Here is a 19139-nt window from a genome sequence, read left to right as displayed (position 1 = left end):
CGCCGTCAGTCCAGCAGGGGCAGGGCCCGGAAGTCGAAGCCCTCCCATATGCGCCTGCTCTTCTCCTCGGGGTACGGCGTCACCTTCGGCTCCGCGTCCAGCACCTGGACCGGGCGGGTCCCGGTGTCGTACGCCGGCCAGCCGGGGTCGCCGGTGCGCGCGAACGCCGTCCAGGAGCGGCGGATGAAGGTGGAGAGGTGCTCCGCCTCCGGGGTGGGCCTGCCGCCGGGGAAGAGAAGGCCTCCCAGGTCCGCGCCGAACGTGCCGAACAGCAGCGGGATGTCCAGGCCGTGGCAGGCGCCCAGTACGCCGTCGCCCCCCGGGGCCGGCCAGGTCAGTTCGTAGACGTGGGACCGGCCGCCGCCCGCCAGCTGGGCCTCGGCAAGACGCAGGCTCGGCATGCCGAACAGCCAGTCCGTCTGCACGCGGGCGAACAGCTCGCCCGGGGACGCCGTGGGGAAGGCCTCGCGGTAGGCGCGCTCGCCGGCCTCTCCGCCCGGGGCCAGCAGACGCAGGACGTCCGCCGCCCGCTCCTCGGTGATGGTGCCGGACATGCCGCCGATGAACATGAACAGGCGGAACTCGTCGCGGTTGTGGCCGGCCAGCAGGTCCACCTCCCGTGCCGCGCCCGAGGCCAGCGCCTGCCAGGGAGTCGTGGGCAGTACCTCGCCGTCGACCACCGGCGAGAAGGGGGTGACCGTGGGCGCAGCCTGCCCCCAGCGGTCCACGTACCGGGCCATCTTGGCCGACAACGCCTGTCCGGCCTCGGCGAGTCGGCGCGGGTCCACGGCGGCGAGGTCCGCCGCGGTGGGCTGCCGGCCCGCCTCCGCCGCGAGGGCCGCCGCCATGTCACGGGCCAGCTCGGCCGAGAAGAACGTGCCCGGCACGCTCTGCGCCACCGCCCGGTGGAACAGGCCCCGCGCCCGCTCCATCGCCAGCAGGGAGGCGATGGAGCCCGCGCCCGCCGACTCGCCGAAGACCGTGACCCGTGCCGGATCGCCGCCGAACGCGCCGATGTTCTCCTGGACCCACTCCAGGGCAGCGACCTGGTCCAGCAGGCCGCGGTTGGCCGGTGCGCCCGACCAGAGGGCGAAACCCTCCATGCCCACGCGGTAGTTGAGGGTGACGACCACGACGTCGCCGTCGCGGGTCACGTGCTGGGCGTCGTAGCCCGGCTGGCCGCCGTGCCCCAGTTTGTACGCGCCGCCGTGGATCCACACCATCACCGGGCGGGCGGCCGACGGGTCCGGGTCGGGGGTCCACACGTTCAGCGTGAGCCAGTCGTCGCCCGTGGGGCCGGCGGGCCGGGCCGAGGGGCCCAGTACGCCCGGCTCCTGCGGGGGCGGCGGGCCGAAGGCGTACGCCTCCCGCGTGCCGTCCCAGGGGCGGGCGCGGCGCGGGGCCTGGAAGCGGGCCGCACCGACCGGCGGTTCGGCGAAGGGGATGCCCCGGAACACCGCCAGCCCCTGCTCGCGCAGGCCGCGCACCGCGCCGGAGGCGGTGCGCACCACAGGGCCGTCGGTGCCGGGGGCCGGGGACTCGCTCGTCGTCATGCTGGCTCCTCACTGGTCATCGGGGCAACGCACGGGAGCGATCACGAGTGCCCCAGCCCCCCACCTGACCCCGGACACGCCCGAGGGCGGCACCCCCTGTCACAGACAGGGAGTGCCGCCCTCGCACGAAAGGACTGTGCCGATCCTGGGAAGGATCAGAAGTCCATGTCACCGCCCGGCATGCCGCCGCCGGCCGGCGCGGCGGCCTTCTCCGGCTTGTCGGCGATGACGGCCTCGGTGGTGAGGAACAGCGCGGCGATGGAGGCGGCGTTCTGCAGGGCAGAGCGGGTCACCTTCGCCGGGTCGATGATGCCCTCGGCGACCAGGTCGACGTACTCGCCGGTCGCGGCGTTCAGGCCGTGGCCCGGGGTCAGGTTGCGCACCTTCTCCACCACGACACCGCCCTCGAGGCCGGCGTTGACGGCGATCTGCTTCAGCGGGGCCTCGAGCGCGATGCGCACGGCGTTTGCGCCGGTCGCCTCGTCGCCGTCCAGCTCCAGCTTCTCGAAGACCTGGGAGGCCTGCAGCAGGGCCACGCCACCACCGGCGACGATGCCCTCCTCGACGGCGGCCTTCGCGTTGCGGACGGCGTCCTCGATGCGGTGCTTGCGCTCCTTGAGCTCCACCTCGGTGGCGGCACCGGCCTTGATGACCGCGACACCGCCGGCGAGCTTCGCCAGGCGCTCCTGCAGCTTCTCGCGGTCGTAGTCCGAGTCGCTGTTCTCGATCTCGGCGCGGATCTGGTTCACGCGGCCCGCGACCTGCTCGGAGGAGCCGGCACCGTCGACGATGGTGGTCTCGTCCTTGGTGATGACGACCTTGCGGGCCTTGCCCAGGAGGTCGAGGGTCGTGTTCTCGAGCTTGAGACCGACCTCCTCGGAGATGACCTCGCCGCCGGTGAGGATGGCGATGTCGTTGAGCATCGCCTTGCGGCGGTCGCCGAAGCCCGGGGCCTTGACGGCGACGGACTTGAAGGTGCCGCGGATCTTGTTGACGACCAGGGTCGACAGGGCCTCGCCCTCGACGTCTTCGGCGATGATCAGCAGCGGCTTGCCCGACTGCATGACCTTCTCCAGCAGCGGGAGCAGGTCCTTGACCGAGGAGATCTTGGAGTTGGCGATCAGGATGTACGGGTCGTCGAGGACGGCCTCCATACGCTCCATGTCGGTGGCGAAGTACGCCGAGATGTAGCCCTTGTCGAAGCGCATACCCTCGGTGAGCTCCAGCTCCAGACCGAAGGTCTGGGACTCCTCGACGGTGATGACGCCTTCCTTGCCGACCTTGTCCATGGCCTCGGCGATCAGCTCGCCGATCTGGGTGTCGGCGGCGGAGATGGACGCGGTGGAGGCGATCTGCTCCTTGGTCTCGACGTCCTTCGCCTGCTCCAGCAGGGCGGCGGAGACGGCCTCGACGGCCTTCTCGATACCGCGCTTCAGAGCCATCGGGTTGGCACCGGCGGCGACGTTGCGCAGGCCCTCCTTGACCAGGGCCTGGGCGAGCACGGTCGCGGTGGTCGTACCGTCACCGGCGACGTCGTCCGTCTTCTTGGCGACTTCCTTGACCAGCTCGGCGCCGATCTTCTCGTACGGGTCCTCGAGCTCGATCTCCTTGGCGATGGAGACACCATCGTTGGTGATCGTGGGGGCGCCCCACTTCTTCTCGAGGACGACGTTGCGGCCCTTGGGGCCGAGCGTCACCTTCACGGCGTCCGCGAGCTGGTTCATGCCGCGCTCGAGGCCGCGCCGCGCCTCCTCGTCGAACGCGATGATCTTGGCCATGTGAAGTGGTCCCTCCAGGACTGGGGGTGATTCCTTCGGACCGCGCCCGCGCCCGCGACGGACGGCTCGCCGGCCTCGTGGTTCCTTGCCCCACCCGGCCTGCGGGCCTCACCGACCCGGTCCTTCACTGTCACTCTCACCTTCAGAGTGCTAACGCAATGATTAGCACTCGGCATGGTCGAGTGCAAGCGCCTCCGGGGGTACAGGGGCGCCCGGCCGTCCGCGGACCCCGGGGCGCCGGGGCATGACGAAGGGCCCGCACCCTGTGCCGGTGCGGGCCCTTCGTGACAAGAAACGTTCAGGCGCTGAGGCGAACCATGTCGGCCTGCGGGCCCTTCTGGCCCTGCGAGATCTCGAACTCCACCCGCTGGCCCTCTTCCAGGGTGCGGTAGCCGTCCATCTGAATGGCGCTGTAGTGGACGAAGACGTCCGCACCACCGTCGACCGCGATGAAGCCGTACCCCTTCTCCGCGTTGAACCACTTGACGGTGCCCTGAGCCATGCCTAACTCCCCTATTACTGGCCCTTGCACAGATCCGCACTTCGCGGACCCGGGTCAGACCTCGCCCCCCATCGGACGGGGGCGTGCGCCGGAACGCGTCGACCGCGGCTGAATGTATCTGTCCAACTGCCGTCTGCAACAGGTCAATCGGACGAGAATTCCGGAAGGGCACGGCCCGGAATGTGCCGAGAATTCGCCCGAATTCAGGGCAAGTCGGGCTCCACAAAAAGAACAAAAGCCGCATAAAACCCGCATACTTTGGCTACTTCTTGTCGGGCTGTGCGGCGTGAATCCAGGGCCCGCAACCCGAAGGCCGCGACCGTGTTCCCCAACTCTACCGCGCTCAATCACACAGAATTGCCCCCTCCGCTTCTCTCACGGAAGGGGCAATCCGATGAACAATACGTAACCACTGTTACCGAAGGTAATGATCGGTCATTCGGTCAGCACCCGCCGGCGACGGCCGGAATGATCGAGACGCCGGCGCCGTCGGGGGTCGCCGTCTCGAGGCCCTGCTCGAAGCGGACGTCGTCGTCGTTGACGTAGACGTTGACGAACCGGCGCAGCTTGCCCTGGTCGTCCAGCACCCGGGCGGCGATCCCCGTGTGGTTCTTCTCCAGGTTCTCGATGACCTCGGCGAGGGTCCCGCCCTCGGCCGTGACCTCGGCCTGGCCGCCGGTGTAGGTGCGCAGGATGGTCGGGATGCGAACGGTCACGCTCATGCGAGGCCAGCCTCTCGGAAGGAGTCCAGGGTCGGGCGGATGGTGGCGGTGAGGCCGGTGCCGGCCACCGCGTCGAGGGTCTTCAGGCCGTCGCCGGTGTTGAGGACGACCGTGGTCTTCGCCGGGTCCAGCACGCCGTCCTTGAGCAGCTTGCGAGTGACGCCGACGGTCACACCGCCCGCCGTCTCCGCGAAGATGCCCTCCGTGCGGGCCAGCAGCTTGATGGCGTCGACGACCTCCGCGTCCGTCACGTCCTCCACGGCACCGCCGGTGCGGCGCGCGATGTCGAGGACGTACGGGCCGTCGGCCGGGTTGCCGATGGCGAGGGACTTGGCGATGGTGTTCGGCTTCTGCGGGCGGACCACGTCGTGGCCGGCCTTGAAGGCGGTGGACACCGGCGAGCAGCCCTCGGCCTGCGCACCGAAGATCTTGTACGGCCTGTCCTCGACCAGCCCGAGCTTGATCAGCTCCTGCAGGCCCTTGTCGATCTTCGTGAGCTGGGAGCCGGAGGCGATCGGGACCACGATCTGGTCGGGCAGCTGCCAGCCGAGCTGCTCGCAGATCTCGTACGCCAGGGTCTTGGAGCCCTCCGCGTAGTAGGGCCGCAGGTTGACGTTGACGAAGCCCCAGCCCTCGCCGGCCGGGTCGCCGATCAGCTCGGAGCAGAAGCGGTTCACGTCGTCGTAGTTGCCCTCGATGCCGACGAGTTCGCCGCCGTAGACCGCGGCCATGACGACCTTGCCCTGCTCCAGGTCGTGCGGGATGAACACGCAGGAACGGAAGCCGGCCCGGGCGGCCGCGGCGCCGACCGCACCGGCGAGGTTGCCGGTGGAGGAGCAGGAGAGGGTGGTGAAGCCGAAGGCGCGGGCGGCCTCCAGGGCCTGGGCGACGACGCGGTCCTTGAAGGAGTGCGTCGGGTTGCCGGAGTCGTCCTTCACGTACAGGCCGCCGGTGACGCCCAGCTCGCGGGCCAGGTTGTCGGCCTTGACGAGCTTGGTCCAGCCCGGGTTGAGGTTGGGCTTGCCGGCCACGTCGGCGGGGACGGGCAGCAGGGGCGCGTAACGCCAGATGTTCGCGGGGCCCGCCTCGATGCGCGCACGCAGCTCTTCGGTGTCGTAGGCGGAGAAGTCGTAGGCGATCTCCAGCGGGCCGAAACACTCCTCGCACGCGAAGACCGGGCCGAGGGGCACGCGGTGACCGCACTCGCGACAGCTCAGTGCCGCGGCGGGACCGAGGTCGACGGTGGGATTGCCGGTGCTTGCAACTGTCTGCACAGCCATGGAGGCGAGGCCCTTTCTCCTCATCTTCCTCACGACGCATCTCGCCGTGAGACGGATTTGGCACCTTCCCTAGCCGGGAGCCTCGCGGAGACGATCAGAACCGATCAGTCTGATCTACGAGAACCGGCTGGAGGGTTGCCGGGGCTTCACCGGGCCGTGTCCCTCTGCCCCTCTGGATGAGCTGTATGCGGTTGTGGACGCCCGTGACCCCCGACATGCGATGGTCATCGGCGTTGTTCAAGACTGTAACCGACGGCCAGGACAGTTGAGATAGTCGTCCGAACCGCGAGATGGATCACAGGGACGCCGCACGGCGTCACCGTGTGTGATCACGAACAGTGAGGAGCCGCAGACCGTGCTGGAAGAAGTCGAGCGCTGGCTGGCCACCCGCTCCTGGTCCGTGACCGATCGCCCTCTCCACCGGATACTGGCCGCCAAGCAGCGCACGGGGCAGACGATCAGTGTCGTGCTGCCCGCGCTCAACGAGGAGGAGACGGTCGGCGACATCGTCGCGGTCATCCGTCACGACCTCGTGGAGCAGGTCCCGCTCGTCGACGAGGTCGTCGTCGTCGACTCGGGCTCCACCGACCGCACCTCCGCGGTCGCCGCCGCCGCGGGCGCCCGGGTCGTCCACCGCGACGACATCCTGCCCCGCATACCCGCCGTCCCCGGCAAGGGCGAGGTGCTCTGGCGCTCGCTGCTCGTCACCAGCGGGGACATTCTCTGCTTCATCGACGCGGACCTGAAGGAGTTCTCCTCCGACTTCGTCTCCGGAATCGTCGGCCCGCTGCTCACCGACCCCGAGGTGGACCTGGTCAAGGGCATGTACGACCGCCCGCTCGGCGGCGACGAGGAGGTGGGCGCCGAAGGCGCTGCGCACAAGGGCGGTGGCGGGCGGCGGGCGGGCCAGGGCGGCCGGGTCACCGAGCTGATGGCCCGCCCCCTGCTGAACATGCACTGGCCCCAGCTGGCCGGCTTCGTGCAGCCGCTGGGCGGCGAGTACGCGGCCCGCCGCTCCCTGCTGGAACAACTGCCGTTCCCCGTCGGCTACGGCGTCGAACTGGGCATGCTGGTGGACGCCCTGCACCTGGTCGGACTCGACGCGCTGGCCCAGGTGGACGTGGGGGTGCGCAAGCACCGGCACCAGGACGGGCAGGCGCTCGGCCGGATGGCGGCGGCGATCTACCGCACCGCCCAGCTGCGGCTGGCCCGCGGACACCTGGTCCGGCCCGCCCTGACCCAGTTCGAGCGGGGCGAGGACGGGTTCGAGCCGCGCACCTACTCGGTGGACACCGAGGAACGGCCGCCGATGGCGGAGATCGCGGAGTACGCGGCGCGCCGGGTGGCGTGAGTCGCGTGAACGCGGAAGAACGGCTGTATACGGCCCCCTTCCGGGGTGGACCGTACGTTTGAGCGTTTCCGGGCCGGGCTAGGTTGAGGCGTATGGCTTCCACGGACGGTGCTGAGGTGCTGGTCGCGTCCAATCGCGGCCCGGTTTCGTATCAGGTCCGCGAGGACGGCTCGCTGCAGGCCCGACGGGGCGGCGGCGGGCTGGTCTCGGGGCTGTCGGCCATCGGGCCGGACGCCAACGCGGTGTGGGTGTGCGCCGCGCTCGGCGACGGCGACCGGGAGGCCGTACGGCGCGCGGACGGCGGACTGCTGCCGGTCGAGGAGACCGGCGGGCAGCGGGTGCGGATGCTCGACATCGACGCGACCGTGTACGCCGACGCGTACAACGGCATCGCCAACTCGGTGCTCTGGTTCGTCCACCACCTGCTGTACCAGACCCCGCTGGAGCCGGTCTTCGACGCCGAGTTCCGGCGGCAGTGGGCGTCGTACGAGGCCTACAACCGGGCGTTCGCCGAGGCGCTGGCCGAGGAGGCCGCCCAGGGCGCGGCGGTGCTGATCCAGGACTACCACCTGGCCCTCGCGCCCCGGATGCTGCGCCGGCTCCGCCCTGACCTGCGCATCGGCCACTTCTCGCACACCCCGTGGGCGCCGCCGGACTACTTCCGCCTGCTGCCCGACGACATCGCCGCCGAACTGCTCACCGGCATCCTGGGCGCGGACCGGGCGGCGTTCCTCACGCACCGGTGGGCGAACGCGTTCAAGGACTGCTGTCACGCGGTGCTGGGGCCCGCGATCCCCTCGGGCACGCGGATCGGCGTGCACGGGCTCGGCGCGGACGCCGACTTCCTGCGCAAGCGGGCCCACGAACCGGACGTGGACGAGCGGATGGCGACGCTGCGGGAGGAGATCGGCGAGGGACGCAAGGCGATCGTCCGCGTCGACCGCACGGAACTGTCGAAGAACATCGTGCGCGGACTGCTGGCGTACCGGCAGCTGCTGGAGGACCGCCCCGAGTGGCGCGAGCGGGTCGTCCACGTGGCGTTCGCGTACCCGTCCCGGCAGGATCTCGCCGTGTACCGGGAGTACACGGCCGAGGTGCAGCGGGTGGCGGAGGAGATCAACGCACGGTACGGGACGGCCGACTGGACTCCGGTGGTGCTGCATGTGAAGGACGACTTCGCTCGCTCGCTGGCCGCGTACCGGCTCGCCGACGTGGCGCTGGTCAACCCCATCCGGGACGGCATGAACCTGGTCGCCAAGGAGATCCCGGTCGTCTCGGACGAGGGCTGCGCGCTGGTGCTGTCACGGGAGGCGGGGGCGTACGAGGAACTGGGCGGGGACGCGATCGTGGTGAACCCGTACGACATCGCGGGCACGGCGAACGCCTTGCACGAGGCACTGACCCTGCCGGTTGAGGAGCGGGCGGAACGGTCGGAGAGGCTGGCCGCCGCGGCGACGGCGCTGCCGCCCGCTCGGTGGTTCCTGGACCAGTTGCACGCCCTGGACGATCAGTCCAGCTGAGCCGCCAGCCGCCGCAGCAGGTCCACGACCCCCGCCGGGCCGTCCACCACCAGGTCGGCCCGTTCGGCCAGTTCGGTGACCTCCGTGCTGCCGCTGCACACCAGGAGGCCGGGGACGCCGTCGGAGCGGAGTTTGTCCACCGCGGCGAAGGCGGGGAGGTCGCCCAGGTCGTCGCCGGCGTAGAGGACCGACTCGGCGCCGACCGTGCGGACGTACTCGCCGAGCGCGACGCCCTTGTCCATGCCGGGCGGGCGCAGTTCCAGCACCATCCGGCCGGGCTCGACGATCAGGCCGTGGCGGGTGGCGAGGTCGGTGAGGGGCTCCCGCAGGGCCTCGAACGCGGCCTGGGGGTCCTCGGCGCGGCGGGTGTGGACCGCGACCGCCCGGCCCTTCTCCTCGATCCACGTGCCCTGCCAGGCGCCGACGCGGTCCAGCAGGCCCGGCAGCTCGGCGCGGACCGCCGCCACGCCGGGGTGGGGGGCGGGGGCGGTGACCGTGCCGGTGGCCGCGTCCCACCGTTCGGCGCCGTAGTGGCCGAGGACGGTGAGGTGCTCCAGGCCGGGCACGCCGGCGAAGCCGCCGTACCGGACCGCGACACCGGCGGGCCGGCCGGTGATCACGGCGACGGAGGTCACCTTGGGGGCGAGCGCGGCGAGCGCGGGCACGGCCTCGGGGTGGGCGCGGGCCTGCTCGGGGTCGGCGACGATCGGGGCCAGCGTGCCGTCGAAGTCCAGGCCGATCAGCGCGGTGCGCGGCCGCGCGAGCAGGGCGGCGAGCCCGTCCCGGCCGGCCTGGGTGGCTGGGGTCGGCAGCGGGTTTGCCGGGTTGGTCGGGGAGTCCGTCGTATGGGTGCCCATACACGCGACACTATCCGCGGAAGGCCGTGTCCACTCCTCAGCGCTCGCTGCGGCGGGCCTCCCGCACCCGGCGCAGACGGTTCACCGTCACCGGGTCGTGGGCCAGCGCTCGCTCGTCGTCCAGGAGGGCGTTGAGGAGCTGGTAGTAGCGCACGGGTGACAGCCCCAGCGCCTCGCGGATCGCCCGTTCCTTCGCGCCGGGACCGGGAAAGCCCCGGCGCTCCAGCGCGAGGACGGCTTGTTCGCGGCGGCCGAGTTCCATGGGGCCACCGTAACGCCGGGCGCCGACAGCGGGCTCAGCTCGCGTTGCTGAGGTCGGCCGCCGTGGCCGCCGCCTGGAGGCGGGACAGGACGCCGGAGGGGTTTCCGGCGGGGGTGACCGCCTGGCCGATGTTCTTCTTCACGGCCGCGCTGACCGACGCCCAGGAGGTCTTGCCGACCGGGTACAGCTCGGAGGTGGGCAACTGGTCGAGGAAGGGGTGCAGCGCCTTGTCCTTGGCCGCTTCCGACTCGCTCATGGTGTTGGAGGCGGATCCGGTGACCGGCAGCAGGCCGTACTCGCGGGAGAAGGCGAGCACGTTCTTCTCGTTGTAGACGAAGTCGAGGAAGTCGCCGATCTGGTCGGCGTGCCCGTTCTGCCTGAAGCCCATCATCCAGTCGGTGACGCCCATCGAGGCCCTGGTGGTGCCGGTGCGGCCCGGCATCGGCACCATGCCGAACTTCACGCCCTTCGCGGCCGCCTGCTGGATCAGCGTGGGATGCCCGTTGAGCATGCCCACCTGGCCGTCGGTGAACGCGGCGAAGGCGTCCGCGCGGTTGAGCCTGCCGGGTGCGACCGGGCCGGTCAGGCCCTTGCCGACCAGGTCGTCCTTGAGCCAGCTGAAGGTGGCGATGTTCTGCGCGGAGTCGATGGTGTACGTGCCGACGTCGTCGGTGTAGCCGCTGCCGCCGTTGCCGCCGCTCAGCAGCCACTGCATGGTCTCGGCCTGGGCCTCCTCGGGGCCGAGGGGCAGGGCGTAGGGGTACTTCACGCCCTTCTCCTTCAGCGCCTCGGCGTCGGCGGCCAGCTCGTCCCAGGTGGTGGGCGGGGTGATGCCGGCCTTGGCGAAGAGGGACTTGTTGTAGAAGAGCACACGGGTGGAGGCGGCGAAGGGGATGCCGTACTGCGTGTGCTGCCACTGGCCCGCGTCGGAGAGCTGGGAGAGGAAGTCGGCCTGGGTGCGTATGGAGAGCAGGTCGGAGACCGGGTAGAGCTTGCCCGCGGCCGCGTAGTCGGCGTAGGCGCCGATCTGGGCCAGGTCGGGGGCGTTGCCGCCGTCGACCATCTCCTTGACCTTGCGGTCGACGTCGTTCCAGGAGTAGACGCTGACCTCGACCTTCACGTCGGGGTGCTTCGACTCGTACTCCTCGGCCAGGTCGTCCCAGTACTTCTTGGAGCTGTGGGCGGCCGTGTCGCCGTAGTCGGCCGCGACGAGTCTCAGCGTGACGTCGGAGGAGCCCGTGCTCCCGCAGCCGCCGAGAACCGCCGTCATGCCGAGTGCGGACACCACCGCGATCGTTCCTGCCGTACGCCGACGCACCCTCAAAGCCCCAACTCTGCTGTTTGACCGTTCAATATGTGGACTCGTAAGGTCTACACCACGCGAGTGGACTAGACCTCTCCTGGGTGCGAGGGTCACACTAGGCCCGTGGTGAGACATGTCATCGCCCTGGACGTGGGCGGTACCGGGATGAAGGCCGCCCTCGTCGGCGACGACGGCGCTCTGCTGCACCGCGCCCGCCGCGCCACCGGCCGCGAGCGCGGACCCGACGCGGTGGTCGCGGCGATCCTCGACTTCGCCGCCGAGCTGCGCGCGTACGGCGTGGAGCACTACGGCGAGCCGGCCGCCGCGGCCGGTATCGCGGTCCCCGGCATCGTCGACGAGCAGCGGGGCATCGCCGCCTACGCGGCCAACCTCGGCTGGCGGGACGTCCCGCTGCGGGCCCTGCTCGCCGAACGGCTCCAGGTGCCCGTCGCGCTCGGCCACGACGTACGCACCGGTGGGCTCGCCGAGGGCCGGATCGGCGCGGGGCGGGGTGCCGACCGGTTCCTGTTCGTGCCGCTCGGCACCGGGATCGCCGGCGCCATCGGCCTGGACGGCCGGGTGGAGGCGGGCGCGCACGGCTTCGCGGGCGAGATCGGCCACATCGTCGTACGCCCCGGCGGCACGCCCTGCCCCTGCGGGCAGCACGGCTGCCTGGAGCGGTACGCCTCCGCGTCCGCCGTCAGCGAGGCCTGGGCGGCGGCCTGCGGGGACCCGGACGCGGACGCGGCCGACTGCGCCAAGGCCGTCGCGTCCGGTGACCCGAACGCCGTCCGGGTCTGGCAGGAGGCCGTGGACGCGCTCGCCGACGGGCTGGTCACCGCACTCACCCTGCTGGACCCGCGCACGCTGATCATCGGTGGCGGCCTGGCCGAGGCGGGGGAAGTGTTGTTCCAACCGCTGCGGGACGCCGTCCGGCAGCGGGTCACCTTCCAGAAACTGCCGGCCATCGTCCCCGCCGCCCTCGGCGACACCGCGGGCTGCCTGGGCGCTGGACTGCTCGCGCGGGACCTGCTGACGACCACCCCTACGACTCCGGAGGTAAGCACCTGATGGCAACCGAGCGGGAAACTCCGGCCCCGGACGGCGCCCCCCGAGGGGCGCGGGGAACTGCGCGATCAGCCCCCACCGGCCCGCAGGTGCTCACCGGCGCACACGTGGTGCTCCCCACCGGAACGGTGAAGAACGGGCGACTGGCGATCGACGGCCGGCGCATCACCAGCACCCCTGCAGCCGACGCCCAGCTCATCGACGCGACCGGCCACTGGCTGGTGCCCGGCTTCGTCGACATCCACAACCACGGCGGCGGCGGAGCCTCCTTCTCCGGAACCCCGGAGCAGATCCTCACCGCCATCCGCACCCACCGCCGCCACGGCACCACCACCCTGGTCGCCTCCACCGTCACCGACGAGACGGACCTGCTGGTGCGGCAGGCCGGGCTGCTGAGCGAACTCGCCGAGCAGGGCGAGATCGCCGGCATCCACTTCGAGGGGCCGTTCATCTCGCCGTGCCGCAAGGGTGCGCACTCCGAGGCGCTGCTGCGCGACCCGGACCCGGCCGAGGTCCGCAAGCTGATCGACGCGGCCCGCGGCAAGGCGAAGATGGTCACCCTCGCGACCGAGCTGCCGGGCGGCATCGACTCCGTACGGCTGCTCGCCGAGCACGGCGTGATCGCCGCGATCGGCCACACGGACGCCGGCTACGAGCAGACGGTCGAGGCGATCGACGCGGGCGCCACGGTCGCCACCCACCTCTTCAACGCCATGCCCGCCCTCGGGCACCGCGCCCCCGGCCCGATCGCCGCCCTGCTGGAGGACGAGCGGGTCACGGTCGAGCTGATCAACGACGGCACGCACCTGCACCCCGCCGCGCTCCAACTGGCCTTCCACCACGCGGGCGCGGACCGGGTCGCCTTCATCACCGACGCGATGGACGCGGCCGGCACCGGTGACGGCCGCTACATGCTCGGCCCGCTGGAGGTCGAGGTCAGCGAGGGCGTGGCCCGGTTGGTGGAGGGCGGCTCGATCGCGGGCTCCACGCTCACGCTGGACCGCGCCTTCAAGCGGGCGGTGACCGTCGACCGGCTGTCGGTGGAGGACACCGTGACGGCGTTGTCGGCGAACCCGGCCCGCCTGCTCGGCCTCTTCGACCGCATCGGCTCCCTGGAGCCCGGCAAGGACGCCGACCTGGTCCTGCTGGACGCGGACTTCGAGCTGAAGGGCGTGATGCGCCGGGGCGAGTGGGTGGTAGCGCCCCAACTGGCCTGATCCGCCCGTCTTTTCCCGCGACGGCGGCCGACTCACCACTGGGCCGGTCGCCGTCTCTTTGGCATGATCGAGGCCCCGCAGACCGATGACAGGCGCATGGACTTCGAGGGAGGTCGGCCCGGTGATCCTCACCGTCACACTGAACACCGCTCTCGACCTCACCTATCGCGTGCGGTCGCTGCGGCCGCACACCTCGCACCGCGTCTCCGAGGTCGCCGAACGGCCGGGCGGCAAGGGCGTGAACGTGGCCCGGGTGCTGGCCGCGCTCGGGCACGAGGCGACGGTCACCGGGTTCGCGGGCGGCGCCACCGGCCGGCTGGTGCGCGAACGGCTGTCGGGCACGCCCGGTGTGACGGACGCGCTGGTGCCGGTCGCCGGGGCGACCCGGCGCACGATCGCCGTCGTGGACGAACTCTCCGGTGACACCACCCAGCTGAACGAGCCGGGCCCGCAGATCGAGCCCGCCGAGTGGGGCGCCTTCCTCGACCGCTACGACGAACTCCTGCCCGCGGCCTCGGCGGTGGCCCTGTGCGGCAGCCTGCCGCCAGGGGTACCGGTGGGGGCGTACGCGAACCTGGTCCGCCGCGCCCGGTCCTTCGGCGTCCCCGTCCTCCTCGACACCAGCGGCGAACCCCTGCGCCGCGGGGTGGCCGCCCGCCCCGACATCATCAAGCCGAACGCCGACGAGCTGGCCGAACTCACCGGCTCCCACGAGCCGTTGCGCGCCACGCAGAACGCCCGGCGGCGCGGGGCACACGCGGTGGTCGCCTCCCTCGGCGTGCAGGGCCTGCTGGCCGACACCCCCGAGGGCCGCTGGCGCGCCGCCCCGCCCGCTCGCGTCCACGGCAACCCGACGGGCGCGGGCGACTCGGCAGTGGCCGGCCTGCTCTCGGGGCTCGTGGAGCGGCTCCCCTGGCCGGACCGGCTGGCCCGCGCGGTCGCGTTGTCGGCGGCGACCGTACAGGCGCCCGCGGCGGGCGAGTTCGACCGTGCCGTGTACGAGAAGCTGTCGGAGCGGATCTCCGTACCCCGGGAAACCACCGCGCCGTAAGCACTCCGCGCCTAAAGGTGTGGCCAGGCCGTGAAGATCATTGATAGGTTCATGCCAACCATACGTCACAACAGAAAAGCGAGACAAGCATGCGTAAGGCGCGCATCACGGGCGGGATCCTGGCCACCGCCTCACTCATCGCGGGCGCGAGCATCCTCGGCACCACTCCCGCGTCGGCCGCGACCACGGGGACGTGCTACACGGAACAGCCCTGCATCTACCTGTACTACAACAGCTCTCTGCAGGGCTCCTACATCACGATCGGCGGCGGCAGTATCTCCAACCTCGCGGGATACACCTTCCCCTACAAGGGAACGGGTCAGGGTCTGCCGGTCAAGAACAACGCCGCCTCCGCGCAGTTCCGCGCTGCGGACAGCTTCTACCCGTCGTCCATGACGGTCTTCTACAACAGCGGCTACGCCGGCCCGTGCGACCAGTTCAAGTCTGCCGAGCTGGACTGGATCAGCACCAACAGGCTCGGGAACACGTACAACAACGACGCTTCCGTGAAGCAGGTTCAGGGCACCTACCAGGCCAGCCACCCGTCGGGCTGCCTCAACTGGTGACCGCGTCCGACTGATACGAAGGTCCGTCCGCCGGAGCTCTTCCTCCCCCTCGAAGAGGCAGGGCGGAAGAGCTCCGCACTCAGAACAGCCTGTCTATGAAGCGATCAAGAAGAACCCTCACGGCGATTGCGATCGCCGCCATAGCAGTCTCCGTACCCGTCGTTCTCGTCGTGCGCGGCTCCGGCTCACCCGCACCCGAAGGCCGTATCTCCGCGGAGCCGAACCAGCGCACCACGCCCTCCGCGGCGAACTCCGAGGACTTCACCCTCTCCCTTCCTCTGGCGAGGTACGCCCTGACGCGGCACCAGGGCGTGATCCTGGACAGGGCGGAGATCAAGCTCCAGGAGGCATGCGTACGCCGCCTGGGCGGATCGGAACTCCCACCCAGGAAGGTGCCCGACGCGTCCTCCGCCCAGGAGACCGGCAGGCGCTACGGGCTCACGGATCTCGAATCGGCCGAGGCCACCGGCTACCAGTCACCGGACAGTCCTCGCACCAACGCGTCCCTCCCCCGGCCGAACGCGACCCAGAGCATGCTGCTGTCCGGACACGCACCTTCCGGGAAGCCCGTGACCACCTACAAGGGACACACCCTGCCCGAGGGAGGATGCAACGCGGAGTCCAGGAGGACGCTGTACGAGGACCACGACAAGCAGCCGGGGATCACCACGGCCCGGAAGATCGACATCGACAGCTTCCGGCTTTCCCAGCAGGACCCCAGGGTGGCGGGGGCATTCTCCGAATGGTCCACGTGCATGAAGAAGGCGGGGTACTCCTACACGTCTCCGCTGACCGTGACGGATGACCCGGAGTTCGCGGACGCCGAGGTCTCCGCCAGGGAACGGGCGGTCGCGACGGCGGACGTACGGTGCAAACGCGCCATCCATCTCGAGCAGAGATGGCTTGCCGTCGAGTCAGCCATCCAGAAAAAGCTGATCACGGAAAACCGGGACGACCTGACCCGACTGTCGCAGAGCCAGCAGAGAATGGTCCGGAAGGCTCGGGCGATCCTCGACGGCGAGTGACTGCGGATGCCGGTCCACCGGACGGCCGAGGCCGGTCCCCGGTGGACCTGTGTCCACCGGACCCGCCGATCAGCCGCCGGAGCCGACCCAGCCCTTGACCACCCACAGGCGGTCGATGAGGGCGTCACATTGGTTGCCCGGGCCGCAGGAGATGGAAACGGTGTTCGCGCCCTTGTTGAGCTGGACGTAGTTGTAGGTCTTGGTCCAGCCCTTCTCGTAGTCGCCGCCGGCGGCACCCGCCCAGTTCTTCAGTTTGACAGGCGTGGTGGAGGGCGTGTTGTTGACCGTGAGCGTGGCGCTGCCGTCCTTGCCCGGCACGCTGTAACCGACGTACACCGAGTACTTACCGGCCTCGGGGATGCCGTCGAACGTCCACGTGATCGCAGCGCCCTGCTGGTTGAAGCCGGTCACATAGCGGCCGTCCGAGGACTGCGCGCCCTTGACGTCCGAGGCCACCGCGGCACCGCCCGACCGCTGCAGGGAGTCCCCCGCGGCGTCGGCCTTCGGCAGTTCGCCACTGGCCGACGGACTGCCCGACGGGCTGGGCCCGTGGCTCTGGGACTGGGTCGGCGGCGTGTTCGCCTCGTCGCCGGACTTGTCGTCGTCCGAGTTGCCGTTGATCATCGCGACGCCGATGCCGATGACGACCGCGGCGACCACCGCGATCGCGCCGATCAGCAGGCCCTTGGTGTTCGGGCCGCGGCGCCCGGGCGCGGGCGGGGCCGGCTGCCGGCTCGCCGGGGCGCCGCCCGGCAGGGTCTCCGGTGCCTGGTAGTGGGCGTTCGGCTGGCCGTAGACGCCCTGCTGCTGCGGCACGGGCTGCTGGCCGTACTGCGGCTGCTGTCCGTACTGGCGTTCGCCGACCGTCCGCACCCTGCTGACGGAGTTCGGGTAACCGTAACCACCGGACGGCGGCTGGGCTCCCCGGGCCTGGCCGTCTGCGTACAGGTAGCCGAACGGGTCGTCGTCCTCGGGCGTGCTCGCGCCGTTGTCGCCGGGCGTCATCCCTTGGTACTCCTCAACAGGTGCGGGTGAATGCGGTACGGGTGTGGAATGGCGAGCCTACCCGCTTCCGCTGACCCAAACGGGTGACTCGTACCGCATCAACTCACTGACCTGCGGATCATCCAGCGCGCCGGTGCTGTTTGGGACGAGATCGTTTCTCTATGTACATACGCTCGTCGGCCGACTTCAGCACCTCGTCCGCCGTCATGCCGCAGTGCGCCCAGCCGATGCCGAAGCTCGCGCCCACCCGGACCGCCCGTCCCTCGGCGCGGATCGGCTGGATGATCTCGTTGCGCAGCCGTACGGCGAGGTCCTGGGCGTCCGCCCGGCCGAGGCCGTCGGCGAGGATCACGAACTCGTCGCCACCGAGCCGGGCCACCGTGTCGCCGTCCCGGACCCCGCTGGACAGCCGCCGGGCCACCTCGATGAGGACCGCGTCGCCCGCGTTGTGGCCGAAGCGGTCGTTGATCGACTTGAAGCCGTCGAGGTCGCAGAAGAGGACCGCGAGGCCCTTGGTGCCGTCGTCGCGGCCGTCCTCGGGGGCGACGGTGTGCACGTGGTGGTCGTAGGCGTCGTACGCCTCCGTGCCCGGGGTGAAGTCGAAGCCGTGGCCGGCGGGAGCGTCGAAGGCGGGGTGGCCGTAGGCCGCGTCCAGGGACTCCAGGGCGCCGGGGTGGCTCGGGCGCCGGCACAGCCGGGCCGACAGGCGTGAGCGCAGCTCGGCGGAGTTGGGCAGGCCGGTCAGGGAGTCGTGGGAGGCCCGGTGGGCGAGCTGCAGCTCGCGGCGCTTGCGCTCCTCTATGTCCTCGACGTGGGTGAGCAGGAAGCGGGGGCCGTCGGCGGCGTCCGCGACGACGGAGTTGCGCAGGGACACCCAGACGTAGCTGCCGTCGCGGCGGCCGAGCCGGAGTTCGGCGCGTCCGCCCTCCGCCGAGGTGCGCAGCAGGGTGCCGATGTCCTCGGGGTGGACGAGGTCGGAGAAGGAGTAGCGGCGCATCGCGGAGGCCGGGCGGCCCAGCAGACGGCACAGGGCGTCGTTGCTGCGCAGGATCCGGCCGTGCTGGTCACCGCCCATCTCGGCGATGGCCATGCCGGAGGGGGCGTACTCGAAGGCCTGCCGGAAGCTTTCCTCGCTGGCGCGCAGGGCCTGCTGCTCGCGCTCCAGCCGGACCAGGGCCCGCTGCATGTTGGCCCGCAGCCGGGCGTTGCTGATCGCGATGGCGGCCTGGAAGGCGTACATCTGCAACGCCTCGCGGCCCCAGGCTCCGGGGCGGCGGCCGTTGCGCGGCCGGTCGACGGATATGACACCGAGCAACTCGCCGCAGGAGCCGCCCTGCCCACCGGGGGCGTACATCGGCGCGAAGAGGCGGTCGGCGGGGTGCCACTCGTCCTCGAAGCGGGGCGCGGGCCCGTCGGTGTGCCACTGCGGGACGTCGTCGTCGTCGAGCACCCAGCCCTCGGTGTGCGGTATGAACACCAGGTCGCCCCACTGCTCGCCCATGTTCAGCCGCCGGTCCCAGGACTCGCGGGAGCCGACCCGGCCGGTGATCAGGGCCTCGGCGGCGGAGTTCCCGGAGAACGCGGCGACGACGAGATCGCCGTCGGGACGTACGAGGTTCACGCACGCCAGCTCGTAGCCGAGGGCGTTCACGGCGCCGTCGGCGACGGTCTGCAGTGTGTCCGCCAGGCTGCGTGCCGTGTTCATCTCGGCCATGACCTGGTGCAGCTGCCGCAGGGACGCAAGGCGGACGTACGGCTCCGACTCGGTCTCCATGCTCGCCCTCCCCCCGAGACCTCGCAGCGAATCAAGGGTTGTGTTCGGCGCTTCTCTAGCGTGGCTCTCCATGGTGCTCTTGTCGCTCCTCCGCCACTGAATCACAGCGCGCTGCCCACTCGGTACACAGGGTCAACAATTCATGCCCCTTGTGACTCAAGTCACAGGAGAACGTGAACAATTGAGTGGAGTTTCTGCGTTTGCCTGTGCGTTTCCTGAACGCAAGATTTGTCACCGCGTACACATGATGCACACAGCGGTGGTCCGCTGGTCCTAGGACCGGACTCGGGCGGAGGCCCGATGCG

General features: G+C 70.8%; 17 protein-coding genes and 1 riboswitch. Of the genes, 7 read left to right on the top strand and 10 right to left on the bottom strand.

Annotated elements, in window-relative coordinates; all coding sequences use genetic code 11:
• Positions 1 to 5 precede the first annotated feature (5 nt).
• From ACGFRF_RS11595 to thrC, 5 genes are all read right to left on the bottom strand, one after another.
• Positions 6 to 1553 (bottom strand): carboxylesterase/lipase family protein, encoded by a 1548-nt coding sequence (locus ACGFRF_RS11595; protein ID WP_393738617.1) that lies wholly within the window; start codon positions 1551 to 1553, stop codon positions 6 to 8.
• 155 nt (positions 1554 to 1708) lie between these two features.
• Positions 1709 to 3331: a chaperonin GroEL gene (gene groL / locus ACGFRF_RS11590; RefSeq protein ID WP_393738615.1), complete on the bottom strand. Its 1623-nt coding sequence runs from the start codon at positions 3329 to 3331 to the stop codon at positions 1709 to 1711.
• Between the two features lie 298 nt (positions 3332 to 3629).
• Positions 3630 to 3833, bottom strand: a complete 204-nt coding sequence (locus tag ACGFRF_RS11585; protein WP_004929928.1) for a cold-shock protein — start codon at positions 3831 to 3833, stop codon at positions 3630 to 3632.
• 443 nt (positions 3834 to 4276) lie between these two features.
• Positions 4277 to 4555, bottom strand: a complete 279-nt coding sequence (locus ACGFRF_RS11580) for a MoaD/ThiS family protein (RefSeq protein ID WP_393738613.1) — start codon at positions 4553 to 4555, stop codon at positions 4277 to 4279.
• Positions 4552 to 5835 (bottom strand): threonine synthase, encoded by a 1284-nt coding sequence (gene thrC / locus ACGFRF_RS11575; protein WP_393738611.1) that lies wholly within the window; start codon positions 5833 to 5835, stop codon positions 4552 to 4554. Before thrC ends, ACGFRF_RS11580 begins: the two co-directional genes overlap by 4 nt.
• Before the next feature lie 17 nt (positions 5836 to 5852).
• Positions 5853 to 6018, bottom strand: a riboswitch (SAM riboswitch).
• A 172-nt stretch (positions 6019 to 6190) separates the two neighbouring features.
• Between thrC and ACGFRF_RS11570 the strand changes: the two genes are divergently transcribed.
• Together ACGFRF_RS11570 and ACGFRF_RS11565 are read left to right on the top strand one after the other, a co-directional pair.
• Positions 6191 to 7186, top strand: a complete 996-nt coding sequence (locus ACGFRF_RS11570) for a glucosyl-3-phosphoglycerate synthase (protein ID WP_393738609.1) — start codon at positions 6191 to 6193, stop codon at positions 7184 to 7186.
• 92 nt (positions 7187 to 7278) lie between these two features.
• A complete protein-coding gene (locus tag ACGFRF_RS11565; RefSeq protein ID WP_393738608.1) occupies positions 7279 to 8706 on the top strand; it encodes a trehalose-6-phosphate synthase in 1428 nt (475 codons plus the stop codon).
• On the opposite strand, the gene otsB is transcribed toward ACGFRF_RS11565, so the two are convergent.
• From otsB to ACGFRF_RS11550, 3 genes are read right to left on the bottom strand one after another with little or no spacing between them, the layout of a single operon-like run.
• The gene (otsB, locus tag ACGFRF_RS11560; protein WP_393738606.1) at positions 8694 to 9563 is read right to left on the bottom strand and encodes a trehalose-phosphatase; all 870 of its coding nucleotides are present in this window, start codon (positions 9561 to 9563) and stop codon (positions 8694 to 8696) included. The genes ACGFRF_RS11565 and otsB overlap by 13 nt on opposite strands.
• Positions 9564 to 9600: 37 nt before the next feature.
• Complete coding sequence (locus ACGFRF_RS11555; protein ID WP_393738604.1) at positions 9601 to 9825, bottom strand: DUF3263 domain-containing protein; 225 nt, start codon at positions 9823 to 9825, stop codon at positions 9601 to 9603.
• A 34-nt stretch (positions 9826 to 9859) separates the two neighbouring features.
• Positions 9860 to 11113, bottom strand: coding sequence for an ABC transporter substrate-binding protein (locus tag ACGFRF_RS11550; RefSeq protein WP_393738602.1), 1254 nt, complete (start codon positions 11111 to 11113; stop codon positions 9860 to 9862).
• Positions 11114 to 11254: 141 nt separating this feature from the next.
• Between ACGFRF_RS11550 and ACGFRF_RS11545 the strand changes: the two genes are divergently transcribed.
• The 5 genes from ACGFRF_RS11545 (at position 11255) to ACGFRF_RS11525 (ending at position 16055) form a co-directional block, all read left to right on the top strand.
• Entirely contained in the window at positions 11255 to 12199 is a 945-nt protein-coding gene (locus ACGFRF_RS11545; RefSeq protein ID WP_393739337.1) for an ROK family protein, read from the top strand.
• A gap of 86 nt (positions 12200 to 12285) precedes the next feature.
• Positions 12286 to 13413, top strand: a complete 1128-nt coding sequence (nagA, locus tag ACGFRF_RS11540) for an N-acetylglucosamine-6-phosphate deacetylase (protein ID WP_393738600.1) — start codon at positions 12286 to 12288, stop codon at positions 13411 to 13413.
• 121 nt (positions 13414 to 13534) lie between these two features.
• Positions 13535 to 14464: a 1-phosphofructokinase family hexose kinase gene (locus ACGFRF_RS11535; RefSeq protein ID WP_393738598.1), complete on the top strand. Its 930-nt coding sequence runs from the start codon at positions 13535 to 13537 to the stop codon at positions 14462 to 14464.
• An 89-nt stretch (positions 14465 to 14553) separates the two neighbouring features.
• Positions 14554 to 15030, top strand: coding sequence for a hypothetical protein (locus ACGFRF_RS11530; protein ID WP_393738596.1), 477 nt, complete (start codon positions 14554 to 14556; stop codon positions 15028 to 15030).
• A 95-nt stretch (positions 15031 to 15125) separates the two neighbouring features.
• Entirely contained in the window at positions 15126 to 16055 is a 930-nt protein-coding gene (locus tag ACGFRF_RS11525) for a hypothetical protein (RefSeq protein ID WP_393738594.1), read from the top strand.
• 69 nt (positions 16056 to 16124) lie between these two features.
• Here the strand turns inward: ACGFRF_RS11525 and ACGFRF_RS11520 are convergent, their stop codons facing one another.
• On the bottom strand, positions 16125 to 17060 hold the full coding sequence (locus ACGFRF_RS11520) for a carbohydrate-binding protein (protein ID WP_393738592.1): 936 nt from the start codon (positions 17058 to 17060) through the stop codon (positions 16125 to 16127).
• Between the two features lie 118 nt (positions 17061 to 17178).
• Positions 17179 to 18834, bottom strand: coding sequence for a diguanylate cyclase CdgB (gene cdgB, locus ACGFRF_RS11515; RefSeq protein WP_393738590.1), 1656 nt, complete (start codon positions 18832 to 18834; stop codon positions 17179 to 17181).
• Between the last annotated feature and the right edge of the window lie 305 nt (positions 18835 to 19139).

Source organism: Streptomyces sp. NPDC048521, from assembly GCF_043199855.1.
Classification (GTDB): domain Bacteria; phylum Actinomycetota; class Actinomycetes; order Streptomycetales; family Streptomycetaceae; genus Streptomyces.
This window is presented reverse-complemented; position numbering and strand designations above follow the sequence as displayed.